The sequence below is a fragment of the Pseudomonas delhiensis genome, from assembly GCF_900187975.1.
Taxonomy (GTDB): Bacteria; Pseudomonadota; Gammaproteobacteria; order Pseudomonadales; family Pseudomonadaceae; genus Pseudomonas; species Pseudomonas delhiensis.
Map to the genome: position 1 here is coordinate 94,858 of NZ_FZPC01000007.1, position 20,635 is coordinate 115,492.

Annotated in this window: 19 protein-coding genes and 1 other RNA gene; 5 read left to right on the forward strand and 15 right to left on the reverse strand. The window is 69.3% G+C overall.

The features are described 5' to 3' along the window. Positions 1-148: 148 nt before the first annotated feature. The 10 genes from gcvP to CHC02_RS08300 form a co-directional block, all read right to left on the reverse strand. Complete coding sequence (gene gcvP / locus CHC02_RS08255) at positions 149-3,025, reverse strand: aminomethyl-transferring glycine dehydrogenase (RefSeq protein WP_089391004.1); 2,877 nt, start codon at positions 3,023-3,025, stop codon at positions 149-151. A gap of 99 nt (positions 3,026-3,124) precedes the next feature. Next, complete coding sequence (gene gcvH / locus CHC02_RS08260) at positions 3,125-3,514, reverse strand: glycine cleavage system protein GcvH (RefSeq protein WP_089391005.1); 390 nt, start codon at positions 3,512-3,514, stop codon at positions 3,125-3,127. A 51-nt stretch (positions 3,515-3,565) separates the two neighbouring features. Beyond that, entirely contained in the window at positions 3,566-4,648 is a 1,083-nt protein-coding gene (gene gcvT / locus CHC02_RS08265) for a glycine cleavage system aminomethyltransferase GcvT (protein WP_089391006.1), read from the reverse strand. Between the two features lie 73 nt (positions 4,649-4,721). Then, entirely contained in the window at positions 4,722-6,368 is a 1,647-nt protein-coding gene (locus tag CHC02_RS08270) for an ABC transporter permease (RefSeq protein ID WP_089391007.1), read from the reverse strand. Positions 6,369-6,561: 193 nt separating this feature from the next. Continuing rightward, positions 6,562-7,563, reverse strand: coding sequence for an extracellular solute-binding protein (locus tag CHC02_RS08275; protein WP_089391008.1), 1,002 nt, complete (start codon positions 7,561-7,563; stop codon positions 6,562-6,564). A gap of 117 nt (positions 7,564-7,680) precedes the next feature. Beyond that, positions 7,681-8,898, reverse strand: coding sequence for a 2-octaprenyl-3-methyl-6-methoxy-1,4-benzoquinol hydroxylase (locus CHC02_RS08280; protein WP_089391091.1), 1,218 nt, complete (start codon positions 8,896-8,898; stop codon positions 7,681-7,683). 22 nt (positions 8,899-8,920) lie between these two features. Then, complete coding sequence (locus CHC02_RS08285; protein ID WP_089391009.1) at positions 8,921-9,403, reverse strand: DUF4442 domain-containing protein; 483 nt, start codon at positions 9,401-9,403, stop codon at positions 8,921-8,923. Between the two features lie 9 nt (positions 9,404-9,412). After that, positions 9,413-10,597 (reverse strand): 2-octaprenyl-6-methoxyphenyl hydroxylase, encoded by a 1,185-nt coding sequence (gene ubiH, locus CHC02_RS08290; RefSeq protein WP_089391010.1) that lies wholly within the window; start codon positions 10,595-10,597, stop codon positions 9,413-9,415. Between the two features lies 1 nt (position 10,598). After that, the gene (pepP, locus tag CHC02_RS08295; RefSeq protein WP_089391011.1) at positions 10,599-11,933 is read right to left on the reverse strand and encodes a Xaa-Pro aminopeptidase; all 1,335 of its coding nucleotides are present in this window, start codon (positions 11,931-11,933) and stop codon (positions 10,599-10,601) included. 9 nt (positions 11,934-11,942) lie between these two features. Beyond that, entirely contained in the window at positions 11,943-12,497 is a 555-nt protein-coding gene (locus tag CHC02_RS08300) for a UPF0149 family protein (RefSeq protein WP_089391012.1), read from the reverse strand. A gap of 172 nt (positions 12,498-12,669) precedes the next feature. Between CHC02_RS08300 and CHC02_RS08305 the strand changes: the two genes are divergently transcribed. The 4 genes from CHC02_RS08305 to CHC02_RS08320 all read left to right on the forward strand — a co-directional run bounded on the left by CHC02_RS08305 (position 12,670) and on the right by CHC02_RS08320 (position 14,052). Next, positions 12,670-12,879 (forward strand): TIGR02449 family protein, encoded by a 210-nt coding sequence (locus CHC02_RS08305; RefSeq protein WP_009615100.1) that lies wholly within the window; start codon positions 12,670-12,672, stop codon positions 12,877-12,879. After that, entirely contained in the window at positions 12,876-13,190 is a 315-nt protein-coding gene (locus CHC02_RS08310) for a cell division protein ZapA (protein ID WP_009615099.1), read from the forward strand. Before CHC02_RS08305 ends, CHC02_RS08310 begins: the two co-directional genes overlap by 4 nt. A gap of 31 nt (positions 13,191-13,221) precedes the next feature. After that, positions 13,222-13,400, forward strand: a non-coding RNA gene (gene ssrS, locus CHC02_RS08315) — 6S RNA. Between the two features lie 10 nt (positions 13,401-13,410). Further along, complete coding sequence (locus CHC02_RS08320; protein WP_089391013.1) at positions 13,411-14,052, forward strand: 5-formyltetrahydrofolate cyclo-ligase; 642 nt, start codon at positions 13,411-13,413, stop codon at positions 14,050-14,052. Between the two features lies 1 nt (position 14,053). Here CHC02_RS08320 and CHC02_RS30720 read toward each other — a convergent pair whose 3' ends face one another. After that, positions 14,054-14,185, reverse strand: a complete 132-nt coding sequence (locus CHC02_RS30720; RefSeq protein ID WP_279615544.1) for a hypothetical protein — start codon at positions 14,183-14,185, stop codon at positions 14,054-14,056. Positions 14,186-14,372: 187 nt separating this feature from the next. On the opposite strand from CHC02_RS30720, the gene CHC02_RS08325 reads away from it, so the two are divergent. Then, on the forward strand, positions 14,373-14,828 hold the full coding sequence (locus CHC02_RS08325; protein WP_089391014.1) for an EVE domain-containing protein: 456 nt from the start codon (positions 14,373-14,375) through the stop codon (positions 14,826-14,828). Between the two features lie 202 nt (positions 14,829-15,030). Here the strand turns inward: CHC02_RS08325 and CHC02_RS08330 are convergent, their stop codons facing one another. The 4 genes from CHC02_RS08330 to CHC02_RS08345 form a co-directional block, all read right to left on the reverse strand. Further along, a complete protein-coding gene (locus tag CHC02_RS08330; RefSeq protein WP_089391015.1) occupies positions 15,031-16,155 on the reverse strand; it encodes an ABC transporter permease in 1,125 nt (374 codons plus the stop codon). Between the two features lies 1 nt (position 16,156). Further along, entirely contained in the window at positions 16,157-18,895 is a 2,739-nt protein-coding gene (rbbA, locus tag CHC02_RS08335) for a ribosome-associated ATPase/putative transporter RbbA (protein WP_089391016.1), read from the reverse strand. Next, positions 18,892-19,965 (reverse strand): HlyD family secretion protein, encoded by a 1,074-nt coding sequence (locus tag CHC02_RS08340; protein ID WP_089391017.1) that lies wholly within the window; start codon positions 19,963-19,965, stop codon positions 18,892-18,894. The genes rbbA and CHC02_RS08340 overlap by 4 nt, the downstream gene beginning before the upstream one ends. Before the next feature lie 138 nt (positions 19,966-20,103). Next, a complete protein-coding gene (locus CHC02_RS08345) occupies positions 20,104-20,511 on the reverse strand; it encodes a flagellar basal body-associated protein FliL (protein WP_089391018.1) in 408 nt (135 codons plus the stop codon). Positions 20,512-20,635: the final 124 nt, after the last annotated feature.

A 20,635-nucleotide genomic window follows, 5' to 3' on the forward strand; every position in this document is an offset into this window, starting at 1 on the left:
GAGCTGCACCCGCCCGAACCGTAGGGCGAATAACGCGAAGCGTTATCCGCCGCCGGCCGGAACACCGGAGCTTGAGGGTAACGGCGGATAACGCCGTAGGCGTTATGCGCCCTACGAAAATGCCCCGCCACATCCCGGGCGGCTGCCTTCACTCCCGGTACTCGTCCACCGGTACGCAGGCGCAGAACAGGTTGCGGTCGCCGAACACGTTGTCCACCCGGTTCACCGCCGGCCAGTACTTGAAGGCGCGGGTGTGTTCGCTGGGCGTCACTGCTTCGGCTATGCCGTAGGGCCGCTCCCAGGGGCCGGTGACGTCGGCCAGTGTGTGGGGGGCGCGCTTGAGCGGGTTGTCCTCGGCCGGCCATTCGCCGGTCTCCACCTTGGCGATCTCCGCGCGGATGCTCAGCATGGCCTCGACGAAACGGTCCAGCTCGTGCAGCGACTCGCTCTCGGTGGGCTCCACCATCAGCGTGCCGGGCACCGGGAAGGACATGGTCGGCGCGTGGAAGCCATAGTCCATCAGGCGCTTGGCCACGTCTTCCTCGCTGATGCCGGTCTGCGCCTTGAGCGGCCGCAGGTCGAGGATGCATTCGTGGGCCACGCGCTCGTTGCGCCCGCGGTAGAGCACCGGGAAGGCGCCGTCCAGGCGCTGGGCCAGGTAGTTGGCGTTGAGGATGGCCACCTCGGTGGCATCGGCCAACTGCGGGCCCATCATGGCGATGTACATCCAACTGATCGGCAGGATGCTGGCGCTGCCCCAGGGCGCGGCGCTGACCGCGTCGTTCAGCGGGTTGGGCCCCTCGATGCGGATCACCGGGTGGTTGGCGACGAACGGCGCCAGGTGCTGCTTCACGCCGATCGGGCCCATGCCCGGCCCGCCGCCGCCGTGGGGGATGCAGAAGGTCTTGTGCAGGTTCATGTGCGAGACGTCCGCGCCTATGTCCGCCGGCCGCGCCAGGCCGACCTGGGCGTTGAGGTTGGCGCCGTCCATGTACACCTGCCCGCCATGGCTGTGGATAACCTCGCAGATCTCGCGGATGCCCTCCTCGTACACGCCGTGGGTCGAGGGGTAGGTGATCATCAGGCAGGCCAGTTGGGCGCCGGCTTCGGCGGCCTTGAGCTTGAGGTCCTCGAGGTCGACGTTGCCGCCCTTGTCGCATTCCACGATCACCACGCGCATGCTCGCCATGATCGCCGAGGCCGGGTTGGTGCCGTGGGCCGAGGACGGGATCAGGCAGAGGTTGCGGTGCCCCTCGCCGTGGCTCTCGTGGTACCTGCGGATGGCCAGCAGCCCGGCGTACTCGCCCTGGGCCCCGGAGTTGGGCTGCATGCAGATGGCGTCGAAGCCGGTGATGGTGCGCAGCCAGCTCTCCAGCTCGTCGATCATCAGCCGGTAGCCCTCGGCCTGCTCGCGCGGCACGAAGGGGTGCAGGTTGGCGAACTCCGGCCAGGTGATGGGGATCATCTCGCTGGTGGCGTTGAGCTTCATGGTGCAGGAGCCCAGCGGGATCATCGCCTGGTTCAGCGCCAGGTCCTTGCCTTCGAGCTGGCGCAGGTAGCGCAGCATCTCGGTCTCGCTGTGGTGGCGGTTGAACACCGGGTGGCCGAGGTAGCCGGAACGGCGCTGCAGGGTGCCGGGAATGCCGTCGGAGAGATCGCCGGCATCCAGCACGGCGATGCTCAGGCCGTGGCCGGCGCCGAGGAAGATGTCGAACAGGGTGGCGACGGTCTCGGCGCTGCTGGTTTCATCCAGGCTGACGCCCAGCCGGTCCTCGCCGACGATGCGCAGGTTGTAGCGCGCCGCGCGGGCGCGTTCGAGGATGGCCGCCTGCTGCGCGCCCACTTCCAGGGTCAGGGTGTCGAAGAAATGCGCGTTGACGCGCTTGAGGCCCTTGGCGAACAGCCCGGCGGCGAGGATCGCGGTCAGCCGGTGCACGCGCTGGGCGATGCGCCTGAGGCCCTCGGGGCCGTGGTAGACGGCGTACAGGCTGGCGATGTTGGCCAGCAGCACCTGCGAGGTGCAGACGTTGGAGTTGGCCTTCTCGCGGCGGATGTGCTGCTCGCGGGTCTGCAGCGCCATGCGCAGCGCGGTGTTGCCGCGGGCATCGCGGGACACGCCGATGATCCGCCCGGGCATGGCCCGCTTGAATTCGTCGCGGGTGGCGAAGAAGGCCGCGTGGGGCCCGCCGTAGCCCATGGGCACGCCGAAGCGCTGGGCGCTGCCGAGCACCACGTCGGCGCCCAGTTCGCCCGGCGGGGTGAGCAGCAGCAGGCTGAGCAGGTCGGCGGCGACGCAGGCGATGGCCTGCCGCGCGTGCAGGCCATCGATCAGCGGCCGAAGGTCGCGGACCTCGCCGCGGCTGTCCGGGTACTGCAGCAGCGCGCCGAACACGGCGTGCTGGCCCAATGTGTCCAACTCGTCCACCACCAGGTCGAAGCCGAAGGCCTGGGCGCGGGTGCGCACCACGGAAATGGTCTGCGGGTGGCAGTTCACGTCGACGAAGAACAGGTTGCTCTTGGCCTTGGCCACGCGCTTGGCCAGGGCCATGGCCTCGGCGGCGGCAGTGGCCTCGTCCAGCAGCGAGGCGCTGGCCAGGTCCAGGCCGGTGAGGTCGATGGTCAGTTGCTGGAAGTTCAGCAGCGCCTCCAGGCGGCCCTGGGCGATCTCCGGCTGGTAGGGGGTGTAGGCGGTGTACCAGCCGGGGTTCTCCAGCACGTTGCGGAGGATCACCGTGGGCGTGACCGTGCCGTAGTAGCCGGTGCCGATCAGGCTGGTCCACAGCTGGTTCTGCTGCGCATAGCCACGCAGCCTGGCCAGGGCGCCCTGCTCGTCCAGCGCCGGCGGCAGCTCCAGCGGGCGGTTCAGGCGGATGGCCGGCGGCACCGTCTGCACGATCAGTTCGTCGAGGCTGGCGACGCCCAGGGCCTCGAGCATCGTCCGTCGCTCCGCCTCGTCGGGGCCGAGATGGCGGCGCAGGAAGGCATCGGGCTGGTTCAGCTGGGACAGCGAAGGGCTTTTCGACATGGCCTGGACCTCGATCGGGAATGCACGATCAAGACAGGATAGGCCAGGCAGGAAGAACAAGGCCCCGACTGAGCGGGGCCTTGGGGGGCGGCAGGGCGATCAGGCGTCTGCGTCGCAGGCGGCCTGGTAGCCGGCGGCGTCCAGCAGCTTGTCCAGCTCGGCCGGGTTGCTCGGCTTGAGCTTGAAGAACCAGGAGCCGTAGGGGTCGTTGTTGACTTCCTCGGGGGTGTCGGCCAGGACCTCGTTGATGGCGATCACCTCGCCACCGACCGGGGCGTAGATGTCAGAAGCGGCCTTGACCGATTCCACCACGCCGGCTTCCTGGCCAGCGTTGAGTTGCTTGCCGAGTTCCGGCAGCTCGACGAAGACCACGTCGCCCAGGGCTTCCTGGGCATGGTCGGAGATGCCCACGGTGACGGTACCGTCGGCTTCCAGGCGCGCCCACTCGTGGCTGGCGGCGTAACGCAGGTCGGCGGGAACATTGCTCATCTTGTTTTCCTCGGGGACGGGGCAGCGGCGACGACGGGTCGCCTATGCAATTTAGATCAGGGCCTTGCCATGACGCACGAAATTCGGCTGAACGACGCGCACCGGGTACCACTTGCCACGGATTTCCACCTCGGCGCGGTCGCCGGTGGCCGCCGGCAGGCGGGCCAGGGCGATGGACTTGCCGAGGGTCGGGGAGAAGCTGCCGCTGGTGATCTCGCCTTCGCCGATGCCGGCCACCCGCACCACCTGGTGGGCGCGCAGCACGCCGCGCTCCTCCAGCACCAGGCCGACCAGCTTCGGCTGGTCGCCGGCGGCGCGCTGGGCCTCCAGGGCCTGGCGGCCGATGAAGTCGCGATCGGCCGGCTCCCAGGCGATGGTCCAGCCCATGTTGGCGGCCAGGGGCGAGATGTCCTCGTCCATGTCCTGGCCGTAGAGGTTCATCCCGGCTTCCAGGCGCAGGGTGTCGCGCGCGCCCAGGCCGGCGGGGGCGATGCCGGCGCCCACCAGTTCGTTGAGGAAGCCCGGCGCCTCGGCGGCCGGCAGCATGATCTCCAGGCCATCCTCGCCGGTGTAGCCGGTGCGGGCGATGAACCAGTCGCCATCGGCCTTGCCCTGGAAGGGCTTGAGTTCGCGGATCAGGGTGGCGCGGGAGGAGCTGACCAGCTCGGCGGTCTTGTCCCGCGCGTTGGGACCCTGGACGGCCAGCATGGCCAGGTCCGGGCGCGCGTGCAGCTGGACCTCGAAGCCCTCGGTGTGGGCCTGCATCCAGGCCAGGTCCTTCTCGCGGGTGGCGGCGTTGACCACCACGCGGTAGCCGTACACGCCCAGGTAGACGATGAGGTCGTCGACCACCCCGCCACGCTCGTTGAGCATGCCGCTGTACAGCGCCTTGCCGGGCACCTGCAGGCGTTCGACGTCGTTGGCCAGCAGACGCTGCAGGTATTCCCTGGACTGCGGACCAGTGACGTCGACCACGGTCATGTGGGAGACGTCGAACACGCCGCAGTCGCGACGGACCTGGTGGTGCTCTTCGACCTGGGAGCCGTAGTGCAGGGGCATGTCCCAACCGCCGAAATCGACGATTTTCGCGCCGAGCGCGACATGCAGGTCGTAGAGCGGGGTGCGCTGTCCCATGGGTGTTCTCCTTCCGGGAATGGCGGATGCGGAGCGCGAGGGCGGCCCGCACGAAACCGGCGCATTGTAGCCGCTAGGCGGGAGCCTGGACACCTCGGCCGACGGCCGAGTCGCGCCCCGCCGCGCTGGCCGCGGAACGGCGGATCAGCAGCACCACCGGCAGCAGCCCGGCCAGCACCAGGCTCAGCGCCGGCAGCGCGGCGCGGGCCCATTCGCCCTCGCTGGTCATCTCGAACACGCGCACGGCCAGGGTGTCCCAGCCGAAGGGGCGCATCAGCAGGGTCGCCGGCATTTCCTTGAGCACGTCGACGAACACCAGCAGTGCGGCGCTCATCAGCCCCGGCGCCAGCAGCGGCAGGTAGACCCGCGCGAACAGCGCCGGCCCCGCCACGCCGAGGCTGCGCGAAGCCTCGGCGAAGGACGGGCGGATGCGCACCAGGGTGCTTTCCAGCGGGCCCTCGGCCACCGCCAGGAAGCGGATCAGGTAGGCCAGCAGCAGCGCCCCCAGGCTGCCCAGCAGCAGCGGCTTGCCGGCGCCGCCCAGGGCGCTGGAGAGCGGGATCACCCAGCGGTTGTCCAGCCAGCTGAAGGCCAGCATGATCGCCACCGCCAGCACCGAGCCGGGCACCGCGTAGCCGAGGTTGGCCAGGCCCACCGCGGCGCGCACCGACCTCGCCGGCGTCTGCCGGCGGGCGAAGGCCAGCAGCAGGCCGACCGCCACGCACAGCGCCGCCGCCGTGGCGCCCAGGCCAAGGCTGTGCCAGAGCAGGCCCCAGTAGCGCTCGTCGAGGTCGAAGCGGCCGCGTTGCCAGCACCACGCCAGCAACTGCGCCATGGGAATGGCGAAGGCGCAGGCGAACACCAGGCCGCACCAGGCGCTGGCGGCCCAGGCCCTGGCCCCGCGCAGGCGGTACAGCGGCGCGGTGCGCGGCTTCTCGCTGCCGGCCACGACGCGGCCACGGCTGTGGCGCTCGCCGAGCACCACCAGGAACACCCCGAGCAACAGCAGGCTGGCCAGCTGGGTGGCACTGGACAGGCTGTAGAAGCCGTACCAGGTCTTGTAGATGGCGGTGGTGAAGGTGTCGAAGTTGAACACCGAGACGGCGCCGAAGTCGGCCAGGGTCTCCATGATCGCAAGCGCCAGGCCGGCGCCGATGGCCGGCCGCGCCATGGGCAGCGCCACGCGCCAGAAGGCCCGCCAGGGCGACAGCCCGAGCACCCGCGCCGCCTCGGTGAGGCCGCGGCCCTGGGCCAGGAAGGCGCCGCGCGCCAGCAGGTACACGTAGGGGTAGAAGACCAGCACCAGGACCAGGATCACCCCGCCGGTGGAACGCACCCGCGGCAGTCGCAGGCCGCTGCCGAACCACTCGCGCAGCAGGCTCTGCAAGGGCCCGGCGAAATCCAGCAGGCCGACGAAGACGAACGCCAGCACATAGGCCGGGATGGCGAAGGGCAGCATCAGCGCCCAGTCCAGCCAGCGCCGCCCGGGGAACTCGCAGAGCGCGGTGAGCCAGGCCAGGCTGGTGCCCAGGACGGTCACCCCGACGCCCACGCCGAGCACCAGCACCAGGCTGTTGCCCAGCAGGCGCGGCAACTGGGTGTCCCACAGGTGCGCCCAGATTTCCGTGTCGATCTCGCCCCAGCTCAGCGCCAGCACGACGAGCGGCAACGCCACCAGGGCGGCAACGGAGAAGGTGATGGGATACCAGCGGCGGGACATGGTTATTCGGGCTGCAGGCTACAAGCGGCAGGCTGCAGGCGAAGAGCGGGGGGCGGGCTTTTCGTAGGAGCGAGCTTGCTCGCGAACGCCTCGGCACGCGGCCCGAGTTCGCGAGCAAGCTCGCTCCTACAGGGGAAGCAGGCCACGGCTCCGTCGCTCTGACCTGCAGCCTGTAGCCTGCCGCCTGCAGCCATCAGTTCCACCCTGCCCGATCCATCAGCTTGATCGCCTCGGCCTGGCGCTTGCCGGCGACTTCCACCGGGATGCTGTCGGCCTTGAAGCTGCCCCAGGCCGCCACTTCCTCGGAGGGCGCGACCTTGGGGTTGGCCGGGAACTCCTGGTTGAGGCCGGCGAACAGCGCCTGGGCGTCGGGGCCGGTCATCCATTCCACCAGGGCCTTGGCCTGCTCGGGGTGCGGCGCATGCTTGGTCAGGCCGATGCCCGAGAGGTTGACGTGCACGCCGCGGTCGGCCTGGTTCGGCCAGAACAGTTTCACCGGCAGGTCCGGCTTCTGCTTGTGCAGGCGCCCGTAGTAGTAGGTGTTGACGAGGCCGACGTCGCACTGGCCGGCGGCGATGGCCTGGAGCAGCGCGGTGTCGTCGGAGAACACGTCGGTGGCCAGGTTGCCCACCCAGCCCTTGAGGATCTGCTCGGTCTTCTGCTCGCCGTGGGTCTCGATCAGGGTGGCGGTCAGCGACTGGTTGTAGACCTTCTTCGCCGTGCGCAGGCACAGGCGGCCTTCCCACTGCTTGTCGGCCAGGGCCTCGTAGGTCGAGAGTTCCTCCGGCTTCACCCGCTGGGTGGAATAGGCGATGGTCCGCGCGCGCAGCGACAGGCCGGTCCAACTGTCGGTGCCGGAGCGGTACTGCGGGGGAATGTTGGCGTCCAGGGTCGGCGAGTCGAACGGCTGCAAGATGCCCATCTTCTCGGCCTGCCAGAGGTTGCCGGCGTCCACGGTGAGCAGCAGGTCGGCCGGGGTGTTGGCGCCTTCGGCCTTGATCCGCGCCATCAGCGGCGCTTCCTTGTCGGTGATGAACTTCACCTGCACGCCGGTCTTCCGGGTGTAGGCGTCGAACACCGGCTTGATCAGCTCGTCGATGCGCGACGAATAGACCACCACCTCGTCGGCGGCCTGGGCGGTGCCGGCCAGGGCGGTGAGGGCGAGGGAAGCGAGAAGGCCTTTGCGTACCGACATGCTGGCGGCTCCTGGGTAGCGGAATGAGGTTCCAGATGATAAGGAACCTCATTTAGCCCCGGAGCCGGCCTTTGTGACCGGGTGTTTCACAGGGCCGCGACACGGGGTCGCGGCGCCTCAGACCCGCGCCAGCGCCGGCAGGTCGCCGGACAGCCCAAGTGCCTGGCGGACGAACAGCCCCTTGGCCTCGTGGTGGCGGTCGACCAGGCGCAGGCCGGCGTTGCGCAGCCAGCGCACGGCCAGCGGGTCGGCCTGGAACAGGCGCTGGAAGCCTTCCATCGCCGCCATCATCGCCAGGTTGTGCGGCATGCGCCGGCGCTCGAAGCGGCTCAGCACGCGCTCGTCGGCGATGCGCTCGCCACGGGCGTGGGCGTGCATCAGCACCTCGGCCAGTACCGCGGCGTCGAGGAAGCCCAGGTTGACGCCCTGCCCGGCCAGCGGGTGGATGGTGTGCGCGGCGTCGCCGATCAGCGCCAGGCCCGGCTCCACGTAGCGCTTGGCGTGGCGCTGGCGCAGCGGGATGCACAGGCGCGGGTCGACCTGCTCGATGCCGCCCAGGCGCTGCTCGAAGGCCTGGCCGAGGGCGGCGCGGAAACCGTCGTCGTCCAGCGCCATCAGGCGTTCGGCCTGCTCCGGGGTGGTCGACCAGACGATCGAGCACCAGTGCGCATCGCCCCCGCGGGACAGCGGCAGGAAGGCCAGCGGGCCGTCGTCGGTGAAGCGCTGCCAGGCGGTGGCCTGGTGCGGTTTTTCGCAGCGCACGCTGGTGACGATGGCGTGGTGCAGGTAGTCCCACTCGCGGGTGGCGCAGCCGGCCAGGCGGCGCACGGCGGAGTTGGCGCCGTCGGCGGCGACCACCAGCGGCGTGCGGATCTGCCGGCCGTCGGCCAGGGTCAGCAGCCAGTCGTCGCCGGAATGGCGCAGCTGCTCCAGGCGCGCGCCGGGCAGCAGGCCGAGTGTGGTGTCGTGCAGGCGCTCCAGCAGGGCGTCCTGCACCACGCGGTTCTCGACGATGTGGCCGAGCACCTCGGCGTGCACGCTGGCCGCGCTGAAGTGCACCTGGCCGGTGCCGGAGCCGTCCCATACGTGCATCTCGCGGTAGGGCTCGGCGCGCCGCGCGAGTATGCCGTCCCAGGCGTGCAGGCGCTGGAGGATGCGCCGGCTGGCCTCGGACAGGGCGCTGACGCGCGGCTCGAAGCGCGCCTCGCGGTCGAAGGGCTTCACGCTCAGCGGCGAGCCGTCGAGCAGCAGGATTTCCAGGCCGCTGCCCTGCAACGCCAGGGCCAGCGCGCTGCCGACCATCCCCGCCCCGACAATCACCAGATCCGCGTGCATCTGCATTCCTTTTTCCATGTCGTCAGCCGGCCTTGCGCAGGCGCGGCTTGAGCCTGATGTAGAGGGTCTTCTGCACCCGCGCGACCAGCGTGCCCTCGCCGTCGCGCACCTCGGCGTGCAGCCTGGGCAGGAACTTGCCGCCGTCGGCGGTGCGCTCGCGGGCCTCGTCCAGCAGTTGCTGGTCGATGCGGAACTCGGCGTACACCGGCCCCTTGCCCGGGGTGATGAATTCGATGTTGGCGGCCTTGTCCCAGACGATGTAGTCGCGCCCCAGGTTCTCCATCAGCATGAGCATGAAGAAGGGGTCGGTCATGCTGTACAGGCTGCCGCCGAACTGGGTGCCGACGTAGTTGCGGTTGAACCAGGACAGCACCATCTTCACCCGCACCTCGCGGAAGTCCGGGCTGATGTGGCGCACCCGCACGCCGGCGCCGATGTACGGCGGGTAGAGGTTGAGGCCGAAGCGCAGCAGGCGGGCGCGGCGGGCCATCTTGCCTGAGGACATCGCCGCTCCCTAGACCGGCCGCGCGCCCAGGCCCATGGCCTGGCGGGCGAACCAGCGCTTGGCCGGTGGCAGCAGGTCGAGGCCGAGCAGGCCCAGGTTGCGCCCGGTGGCCAGCACCGGCTGGGCGTTGGAGAACAGGCGGGTGACGCGGTCGGAGAAGCCGACGGTCATCTGCTGGTCCAGGCGCTGGGCGTCCAGGTAGCGCTGCAGCACGGCGAAGTCGCCGGGCACGGTGTCCGCGCCGAGCAGCTGGTCGGCCAGGGCCTGGGCATCGCGCAGCGACAGGTTGAAGCCCTGGCCGGCGATGGGGTGCAGGCTGTGCGCGGCGTTGCCGAGCACCACCAGGTGCGGGCGCACCTGTTCCTCGGCCTCGCTGAGGGTCAGCGGGTAGCAGTAGCGCGCGCCGACCTGGCGGAAGCCGCCCAGGCGGTAGCCGAAAGTGGCCTGCAGCTCGTCGAGGAACTGCCGCTCGGGCAGCTCGCGCAGGCGCTCGGCGTCGCGCGGCGGGCGCGTCCAGACCAGCGCGCAGCGGTTGTCCGGCAGCGGCAGCAGGGCCATGGGCCCGTGTTCGGTGAAGCGTTCGAAGGCCTGGCCGCGGTGTTCCTCGCTGGGACTGACGTTGGCGATCAGCGCGGTCTGCCCGTAGGGCGCCTCGCGCACGCCGATGCCCAGCTGCTCGCGCAGGCCGGAGCGGCCGCCGTCGGCCAGCACGGCCAGGCCGCAGTCCAAAAGCGAGTCGTCGTCCAGGGTCAGCCGGTAGCCGTCGTCCAGGGCCTCCATACGGCGCACTTCGGCCGGGCAGCGCCAGCTCACCACCTCGTGGTCCAGGGCCTGCCACAGGCACTGGCCGAGCCAGGCGTTCTCCACCACGTAGCCCAGCGCCGGCACGCCCTCCTCCACCGCGGTCAGGCGCGCGGAGCCGAAGCGCCCGCGGTCGGACACGTGGATCTGGCTGATCGGCGCGCCGCGCTGGGCGATGCGTTGCCACACCCCCAGGCGCTCGTAGATCTGCCGGCTGCCGAAGGACAGCGCCGAGGAGCGGGCGTCATAGCTGGGCTGGTAGGCATCGCCGGGGGCGAAGGGCTCGATGAGCACGATGCGCCAGCCGCGCTCGCGGGCGCCGGCCTGCAGGATCAGCGCCAGGCTGGCGCCGACCAGGCCGCCGCCGATGATCGCCAGGTTCGCGCGTTGCATCTCAGGCCGCCTGGGCCTTGGCTTCGGCCATCAGCGCCTCGATGGCGGCGACGGTCTTGGGCACGCCGTTGGTCAGCACTTCGCAACCATTCCTGGTCACCACCACGTCGTCCTCGATGCGCACGCCGATGCCGCGCCATTTCTTCGGCACGTCGGTGTTGTCCGGCGCGATGTAGATACCCGGCTCGACGGTCATCGACATGCCCGGTTCCAGCACGCGCCATTCGCCGCCGACGCGGTATTCGCCGACGTCGTGCACGTCCATGCCCAGCCAGTGGCCGGCGCGGTGCATGTAGAAGGCCTTGTAGGCTTCGCTGGCGATCAGTTCGTCGACGTCGCCCTTGAGCAGGCCGAGCTTCACCAGGCCGGCGGTGATGACGCGCACGGTGGCCTCGTGGGCCTCGTTCCAGTGGCGGCCGGGGGCGATGTAGTCGAAGGCGGCCATGTTGGCCTCCAGCACCAGCTCGTAGATGGCCTTCTGCTCGGGGCTGAACTTGCCGTTGGCCGGGAAGGTGCGGGTGATGTCGCTGGCGTAGCAGTCGATCTCGCAGCCGGCGTCGATCAGGATCAGGTCGCCGTCCCTGATCTGCGCGTCGTTCTCCCGGTAGTGCAGGATGCAGGCGTTGCGCCCGGTGGCGACGATCGAGCCGTAGGCCGGCATCTTCGCCCCGCCCAGGCGGAAGGCGTATTCCAGCTCGGCCTCCAGGTGGTATTCGTAGAGCCCCGGCCGACAGGCCTGCATGGCGCGGATGTGGGCGCCGCAGGAAACCTCGGCGGCGTAGCGCATCACCTTCACCTCGCCGGCGCTCTTGTACAGGCGCAGGTCGTGCAGCAGGTGGTCGAGGGCGACGAACTCGTTCGGCGGCTGCGCGCCCTGGCGGGCCTTGGAGCGGATGACGTTGATCCAGTCCATCAGCCGGCGGTCGAACTCGGGGTTGGCGCCCAGCGCGTAGTAGACGCGGTCGCGGCCCTCGATCAGGCCGGGGAGGATGTCGTCGATGTCGCCGATGGGGAAGGCGTCGTCGGCGCCGAAATCCCTGACCGCGCCGTCCTGGCCGGCGCGCAGGCCGTCCCAGAGTTCGCGCTCGGGGTCGCGCTCGCGGCAGAACAGTACGTATTCGCCGTGCTCGCGGCCGGGGATCAGCACCATCACCGCTTCCGGCTCGGGGAAGCCGGTGAGGTACTGGAAGTCGCTGTCCTGGCGGTACACGTGCTCGACGTCGCGGTTGCGGATGTACATCGGCGCCGCCGGCAGGATGGCGATGCTGTTGGGCTCCATCTGCGCCATCAGCGCCTTGCGCCGACGGGCGTATTCCGGTTTGGCGATACGGATCATGCAGCTACCTCAGTGCAGGGAGGGTTTGTCGGCCGGCGCCGGCACCTTGCCGAATTCGGAGAACAGCAGCAGCGGGGCGACCCGCAGGTATTCCTGGACTTCCATGTAGTCCGTCTCGCCGTCCTCGGACTCTTCCAGCTGGCCCTGGACCTGGGCGATGGCGGCGATGTCCTGGAGCACTTCGTCGGCCTCGTCGGACAGGCTGGCCTGGCGCAGCGCCAGGCCGAAACCGGCGAGGAAGCCCTGGCACCACTGGCCCAGGGCCTGGGCGCGCTCGGCCAGCGGGGCGTCGTCGTTGGGCAGCATCAGCACCACGGCCATCTCGCCGGCGCTCAGGTCCTGCTGGACCATGCCCAGCAGGCCGCCCAGGGCTGCCTGCAGGCGTTCGCCGAGTTCGCCGCCGAGCAGTTCGGCGGCGGCCTGCAGCCACTCGCCCTGGTCGAAGCCGGCGCCGGCGCAGACGCGCCCGAGCAGGTGGCCATGCAGTTCCGCCGGGGAGATCGGCAGGGCCGCCTCGGCGAGCAGGTTGGCGAAAGCGGTGTAGGCGGAATTTACTGTGGACATGCGCGGGACCTGAATATCGACGCTAGGCGCCACCAGGCGCTATGCATAGAATGAGAGTGGCTATCCTAGCACCGCCGGGCGCGCTCAGACCATGCGACGGCGTGTCGGGCAGCCCGGTGCGCTGCCGCACCCTGTATAGTTTCCGGTCATCCCCTTGCCCAAGCGAGAGCCCATGGAAGACGCCGACCTGCAAACGCTGATCGCCAAATTCGACCTCCTGCTCCAGCGCCTGGAACAGCTCAAGGCGGAGAACCGGCTGCTGCGGGCCAACGAGAAGAGCTGGCGCGAGGAGCGCGCTCATCTGATCGAGAAGAACGAATTGGCGCGCCACAAGGTCGAAGCGATGATTTTGCGCCTGAAAGCCCTGGAGCAGGACTCATGAGCCAGACGAACACCCTGAACGTGCAGATTCTCGACAAGGAATACTGCATCACGTGCCCCGCCGAGGAGCGCGTCAACCTGGAAAGCGCCGCGCGCTACCTGGACAGCAAGATGCGCGAGATCCGCTCGAGCGGGAAGGTCATCGGCGCCGACCGCGTCGCCGTGATGGCCGCGCTGAACATCACCCACGACCTGCTGCACAAGCAGGAGCGCATGGACAACGAGCACAGCTCCACCCGCGAGCGCGTGCGCGAGCTGCTCGAGCGCGTCGACCGCGCCCTTACCACCGATCAGCCCGGGCGGGAAGACTGACCCCGGAGAAAACCCTGGGGTATACTGGCCACGCTCCCTGGTGTGTTGGCCAGTCGGTGATGTCCCTGAGCCGATAATCGCAACAACGGAGGTTGCCAGTTGGGCTGGTGTGCATGTCCGCACGACGGAAAGCCTTAAAGCCTACTGCAACCGCCACCTTGAACTTTCGGGTTCAAGGGCTAACCCGACAGCGGCATGTCCGGGGAGCTTTCCTCCTGCCATGATCCACGCCCAAGACCTTTCCCGCGCCGCCCTGCGCCGCCTGCTGCGCCAGGCCCGCCGCCAGCTCAGCGCGCAACAGCAACGCCAGGCCGCCCGCGACCTGCAGCGCCGCATGGCGCAACACCCGCTGTTCCGCCGCGCCCGCCACATCGCCCTGTACCTGCCCGCCGACGGCGAGATCGACCCGCGCCCGCTGCTCAAGGCCGCGCAGAAACGCGGCAAGGCCACCTACCTGCCGGTGCTCAGCCGCTGGCCGCACACCCACATGACCTTCCAGCGCGTCGGCAACGGCGAGCGCTGGCGGAACAACCGCTACGGCATCGCCGAGCCGCTGCCGGACCGCGGCCGCCAGCGCGAGCCCTGGGCGCTGGACCTGGTGCTGCTGCCGCTGGTGGGTTTCGACGAACGGGGTGGGCGCCTGGGGATGGGCAAGGGGTTCTACGACCGCACCCTGGCGTACCTGGGCAGGCGCAAAATCTGGCGCAAACCGACACTTTTGGGCCTGGCGCACGAATGCCAGAAGGTGGACAGGCTGGACCTGGCCAGCTGGGATGTGCCGCTGCAGGGCATCGTCAGCGACGCCGGCTGGTACGGCGCGCTCGCACAGGCGCCGCGTTCCCTGCGGCGCCAGGCGGGGTGAATCAGGGCTGTCTGGTCACCTGGACCGGGACCTCGCCCTGGCGGTCCCACAGGCTCTGGGTGTAACCGGTGGTGACAACACCCAGGCCGAACAGGATCACCAGCACCCACAACAGATCGGGCTTACGCTTCATCGATTGCCTCCCCCTTCCAGGCAAACTGTCAACGATGGCCGGCGGTGGTTTTTGGTCCGTCCGGCGCGTGCCAAGCTGAAAAACGGCGGCATTCTCCGACAATGGAAAGCGTCTCGCAATTCCATGCCTGGTCCAGTCGTCGGAGTCAGCCACTTCCCACAAAAACGGCGAAACTGGAGCAAGGATCATGCCGCACTGGTTGATGAAATCCGAACCCGACGAACTGTCGATCCACGACCTGCAGCGCCTGGGCAAGGCGCGCTGGGACGGCGTGCGCAACTACCAGGCGCGCAACTTCGTGCGCAGCATGCAGCCCGGCGACCTGTTCTTCTTCTACCACTCCAGCTGCCCGCAGCCGGGCGTGGCCGGCATCGGCCGGATCGAGGGCGAGGCCTACCCCGACCCCACGGCGCTGGACCCGCAGAGCCCCTACCACGACGCCAAGGCCAGCGCCGGGAAGAACCCCTGGAGCGCGCGGGACGTGAGTTTCGTCGAGGCGTTCAGGGAAGTGCTGCCGCTGGCTGCCATCCGCGCCGCCGCCGGGCTGGAGGAACTGGCCCTGGTGCAGCGCGGCAGCCGTTTGTCGGTGATGCCGGTGAGCGAGGAGCAGTGGAAGATCATTCTTGGGTTGGCGCGGCGCTAGGACACAGGCCGGTTGTCGGGTGGGGCGCTCAATTGGGCAGAGATGCTTTTCGTAGGAGCGAGCTTGCTCGCGAATGGTGGTTTGCCGGTGGCACTTGGTGTTCATCCCCAAGAGCGCCCTCTCCCCAGCCCTCTCCCTTCAGGGAGAGGGAACGGAGCTCAACCTCGCACCGAAGCGACCGGCAGACCCCCGTTCACGAACATCAAGCCATCTGCGAAATGGTCCTGCGGAACCGCCACAACGCCCCACAGAAAAATGCCGCGCCTATGCCGATGATCGCCAGCAGCTGCGGCCAGACGATGGCCAGCCCGGCGCCGCGGAACAGGATGGCCTGGGCCAGGCTGACGAAGTGGGTGGTCGGGGCGAACAGCATGATGTTCTGCACCAGCTCCGGCATGCTCTCGCGCGGCGTGGTGCCGCCGGAGAGGATCTGCAGCGGCATCAGGGTGAGGATCACCAGCAGGCCCAGCTGCGGCATCGAGCGCGCCACCGTGCCGAGGAAGATGCCCATCGAGGTGGTGGCGAACAGGTGCAGCGCCGCGCCCAGCAGGAACAGCGCCACCGAGCCGCTGATCGGCACGTCCAGCCAGCCGCGCACCACCAGCTGCAGCGACAGCGCGGCCGCCGCCAGCACCACCACGCCCATGGACCAGACCTTGGCCAGCATGATCTCGAAGGCGGTCAGCGGCATCACCAGCAGGTGCTCGACGGTGCCGTGCTCGCGCTCGCGGATCAGCGCCGCGCCGGTGAGGATGATCGACAGCATGGTGATCTGGTTGATCACCTCCATCACCGCGCCGAACCAGGCCTGGGTCAGGTTCGGGTTGAACTCCATGCGCACCGCCAGCTCCGCCGGCATGCTCGGCTCGGCGCGGTAGCGGCTGACGAACTCGCGCACCTCGGTGGCGACGATGTTCTGGATGTAGCCGGCGCCGGAGAAGGCCTGGGCGGTCTGGGTGGCGTCGACGTTGACCTGGATCGCCGGCTGCCGGCCGGCCAGCACGTCGCGCTGGAAGTCCGGCGGGATGTCCAGGGTGAAGGTGTACAGGCCGGTGTCCATGCCGCGGTCCATCTGCGCGTGGCCGATCATTTCCGGCGGGCGGAAGTACGGGGGCTGGAAGGCGTTGACGATGCGCGAGGAGAGCTGCGACTGGTCCTCGTCGACCACCGCGATGGGCGCGTGGTGCAGCGTCTCCGGCACGCCGGTGGCGGAGCTGTAGACGCCCAGGGTGAAGGCCCAGGCGATCAGGATCAGCATCGCGTAGTCGCGGCCGAGGCTGCGGAACTCCTTGATGCCCAGGTTGAAGATGTTGGCCAGCTTGCGCATCTCAGTCCTCCTGCTTCTTCAACAGGAGCACGCTGAACAGCGTCAGCACGCCGATGGCCGCCAGCAGCGGCAGGTAGTACGGCCACAGATCGGCCAGGCCCAGGGCCTTGGAGAAGGCGCCGCGGCTGATGACCAGGAAGTGGCTGGTCGGGTAGAGCCTGCCGATCAGCGCCGCCGCGCCCTCCAGCGAGGACACCGGGTGGATCAGCCCGGCGAACTGGATGGCCGGGATCATGGTGGCGATGGCGGTGCCGAACACCGCGGCGATCTGGCTCTTCATGAAGGTCGACAGCAGCAGGCCGAGGCCGGTGCTGGTGATCACGTACAGCAGCGCGCCGAGGCTCAGGGCCAGCAGGCTGCCCTTGAGCGGCACACGGAACAAAAGCACCGCCATGGCCAGCATCAGCACGAAGTTGACCATGCCCATGCCGATGTACGGCAGTTGCTTGCCGAGCAGGAACTCCAGGCGCGTCACCGGGGTGACGTAGAGGTTGGTGATCGAGCCCAGCTCCTTCTCGCGCACCACGCCCAGGGCGGTGAGCATCGCCGGGATCATGATCAGCAGCAGCGGGATCACCGCCGGGACCATGGCCTTGAGGCTCTCCACGTCGGGGTTGTAGCGGTAGCGCACCTCGGTGCTGGCCGCCGCGCTGGCCTCGGCGTTGCCGCTCTGCCGGGCCAGGTCGGCCAGGTAGCTGCCGTGCAGGCCCTGCACGTAGCCCTGCACGGTGTTGGCGCGGGTGGGCATGGCGCCGTCGATCCACACGCCGATGGCCGGGTCGTCGCCGCGCTTGAGGTCGCGGCCGAAGTGCGGCGGGATTTCCACTGCCAGGCTCAGCTCGCCGCTGCGCAGGCGCCGGTCGAGGTCGTCGGGGTCGCGGATCGCCGGGTGCTCGATGAAGTAGCGCGAGCCGGCGATGTTCAGCGCATAGGCCTGGCTGGTGGTGGTCTGGTCGCGGTCGAGCACGGCGTAGGAGAGGTCCTCGACGTCCATGTTGATGCCGTAGCCGATGATGAACATCAGCAGCGCCGTGCCCAGCAGCGCCAGGGTCAGGCGGATGGGGTCGCGGCGCAGCTCCATGGATTCGCGCCGCGCATAGCTGAACAGGCGCAGCGGGCTGAAGCGCTGGCGCTGCGGCTTGTGCGGCGCCTGCCCGACGCTGGCCGGCTCCGTCGGCTCGGGCGGCGGCGCGGCGCTGCCGGCGGCCTCTTCCAGGTAGGCGATGAAGGTCGCCTCCAGGGTCGGCAGCCCGCGCTTGTCCATCAGGCCCTGCGGGGTGTCGCTGTCGAGCACCTTGCCGGCGTGCATCAGCGAGATGCGGTCGCAGCGCTGGGCCTCGTTCATGAAGTGGGTGGAGATGAAGATGGTCACCCCGTCGCGCCGCGACAGCTCGACCATCAGCTGCCAGAAGCCGTCGCGGGCCACCGGGTCGACGCCCGAGGTGGGCTCGTCGAGGATGAGGATCTCCGGCTTGTGGATGACCGCCACGGCCAGCGACAGGCGCTGGCGGATGCCCAGCGGCAGGCTGTCCGGCAACTCGTCGCGGACCTTGCCGAGGTCGAAGCGCGCGAGCATCTCCTCCACCCGCGGGCCTATCGCCTCGGCCGGCAGGTGGAACAGCCTGGCGTGCAGTTCCAGGTTCTGCAGCACCGTCAGCTCGGCGTACAGCGAGAAGGCCTGGGACATGTAGCCGACGCGGCGGCGAGTGTCCATGTCCCTGGCGTTCACCGGCTGGCCGAACAGTGCGCAGCTACCCTCGCTGGCCGGCAGCAGGCCGGTGAGCATCTTCATGGTGGTGGACTTGCCGCAGCCGTTGGAGCCGAGGAAGCCGAAGATTTCCCCGCGCTCGATGCGGAAGCTGACGTGGTCCACGGCGACGAAGTCGCCGAAGCGGCAGGTCAGGCCCTCGGCCTCGATGGCGATCTGCGGCGCGCCTTCGCTGCTCTGGCGCGGCGGGATCACCAGGGCGTGGTGGCCGGCGCGCTTGCGCTCGGGCAGCAGGGCGACGAAGGCCGCCTCCAGGTTATGGGTGCCGGTCCGCTCGCGCAGCTCGGCGGGGGTGCCGGTGGCCAGCACCTTGCCCTCGTCCATCGCCACCAGGGTGTCGAAGCGCTCGGCCTCCTCCATGTAGGCGGTGGCCACCAGCACGCTCATGCCCTCGCGGCCGGCGCGGATGCGCCCGATCAGTTCCCAGAACTGGTTGCGCGACAGCGGGTCGACGCCGGTGGTGGGCTCGTCGAGGATCAGCAGGTCGGGGTCGTGGATCAGCGCGCAGCACAGCCCGAGCTTCTGCTTCATGCCGCCGGAGAGCTTGCCCGCCGGGCGCTCGGCGAAGGGCGCGAGGCCGGTGCTGTGCAGCAGGTCGGCGATGCGCCGCTCGCGCTCGGCCTTGTCGTGGCCGAACAGGCGGCCGAAGAAGTCGACGTTCTCGAACACCGAGAGCGTCGGGTAGAGGTTCTTGCCCAGGCCCTGGGGCATGTAGGCGATGCGCGGGCACACCGCGCGGCGGTGGCGGGCGTCGCGCATGTCGCCGCCGAGGACGTGCACCTGGCCGTCCTGCAGCTTGCGCGCGCCGGCGATCAGCGCCAGCAGGCTGGACTTGCCGACGCCGTCCGGGCCGATCAGGCCGACCATGCGGTTGGCCGGGATCTCCAGGCTGACGTCGTCCACCGCGCGGGTCTGCCCGTAGCGCAGCGAGACGCCGGCCAGGCTGGCCACCGCGCCGTGCCGGGCGCTCATTGCGGGACCTTGATCTGCAGGTGCTCCGGCCATTGTGCCTCAGGGTCCAGGCGCAGGTAGGCCATGCCGGGCACGCCGGTCTTCACGTAGGTGATGTATTTCTCCAGCAGCGCCGGGTCCAGCCGCGCCTTGACGCGGAACATCAGCTTCTCGCGCTCGTTGGCGGTCTCCACGGTCTTGGGGGTGAACTGGGCGACGCTGGCGACGTAGGAGACCTTGGCCGGGATCACGTACTGCGGCACCGCGTCTATCACCAGGCGCACCTCCTGGCCCAGCTCCACGCGGCCGGCCTGGGCGGAGGGCAGGAAGAAGGTCATGTAGACGTCGGTCAGGTCGACCATGTTGAGCAGCTTGCCGCCGGCGGCCAGCACCTCGCCGGGCTGCGCCACGCGGTACTGCACGCGGCCGTCGCGGGGAGCGCGCAGCAGGCTGTCGTCGATGTCGGCCTGCAGCCGGGCGACGCTGGCGGTGGCGGCCTCGATGGCCGACTGCGCCTCGATCACCTGGGAACGCCCGGCCTCGATGGCGGCCTGGGCCGAGATCACCTGGGAACGCGCGGCGGACAGCGCGGCCTGGGCGCTCTGCAGCACGGCGCGGTCGTCGTCCAGTTGCTGCTGCGGCAGAGCGTTGCGTTTGACCAACTGCTCGGTGCGGGCAAAGCGCTTCTGCGCGGCGGTGAGCTCGGCCTGGCGCTGCGCCACCACCGCCTCGGCGGTGCTCTTCTCGCTGTTGCGCTGGGTCACCACGGATTCGGCGGTGAGCTTGGCGTTCTGCGCCTGGCGCACCTCGGCCTGGGCCTGGGCCAGCTGCGCTTGCAGCACCTGGGTGTCCATGCGCGCGACCACTTCGCCGGTCTGGACGAAGTCGCCCTCGTCCACCTTGATCTCGGCCACGCGGCCGGGCAGCTTGGTGGCCACGTCCACCTCGGTGGCCTCGATGCGCCCGTTGCCGCTGGCGAAGCCCTCGCCCAGGCCGTTGGGCTTGAGCGTCTGCCAGGCCAGGGCGGCGACCACCGCGCAGGCGGCGAGCACGCCGCCACGGAACAGCCAGCGTTTCGAATTACCCTTCATCGTACCCCCTGATCAACGCTCATTCCGAGCGATCTTGTAGGGATCTTCAGCGAAGGGAGGGGAAAAGGCCTTGATACAGGTCAGAGCCGCCCGAAAAGACCTGGATAACGGGCGAAAACGCGCGAAACCTGCTCCGTCTCAGGGCTGCACGATCAGGTTGTTGAACAGCAGATCGTCCACCAGTGGCTTCCCTTCCTCTTCTTTGAGGACCGTCTGTACCTGCTTGAGCGCCTCCTGGCGCAGTTTCTCCTTGGCCTCGACGCTGCCGAGGGTCTCGTCGGTCTGCTGGGCGAACAGCATGATCAACTGGTTGCGGATCAGCGGCTCGTGGTGCTCGACCTTCTCCTCGGCCTCCTTGCCGGTGACCTTCAGGGCGATATCGGCCTTGTAGTACTTCAGCTTCGGCCCGCTGCCGTAGTTGCCGACCAGGGCCGGGGTGAGGTCGACGAACAACGGCTTGTTGGCGTCTTCCGGCTTGGCTTCCTCTTCCGAGGCCATCACGGGGGCGAGGAACAGCATCAGGGTCAGGGCGATCAGGGCTTTCAAGGCGACTTCTCCATGCACGATGCCGGCAAGCATAGCCATACCGGGCGCGCGGCCCAAGCCCGGCGGTTATGCAGCGGCATAAGCCGGGACCATACTGATTTGCCCTCCGCCCTACCACTCCTAC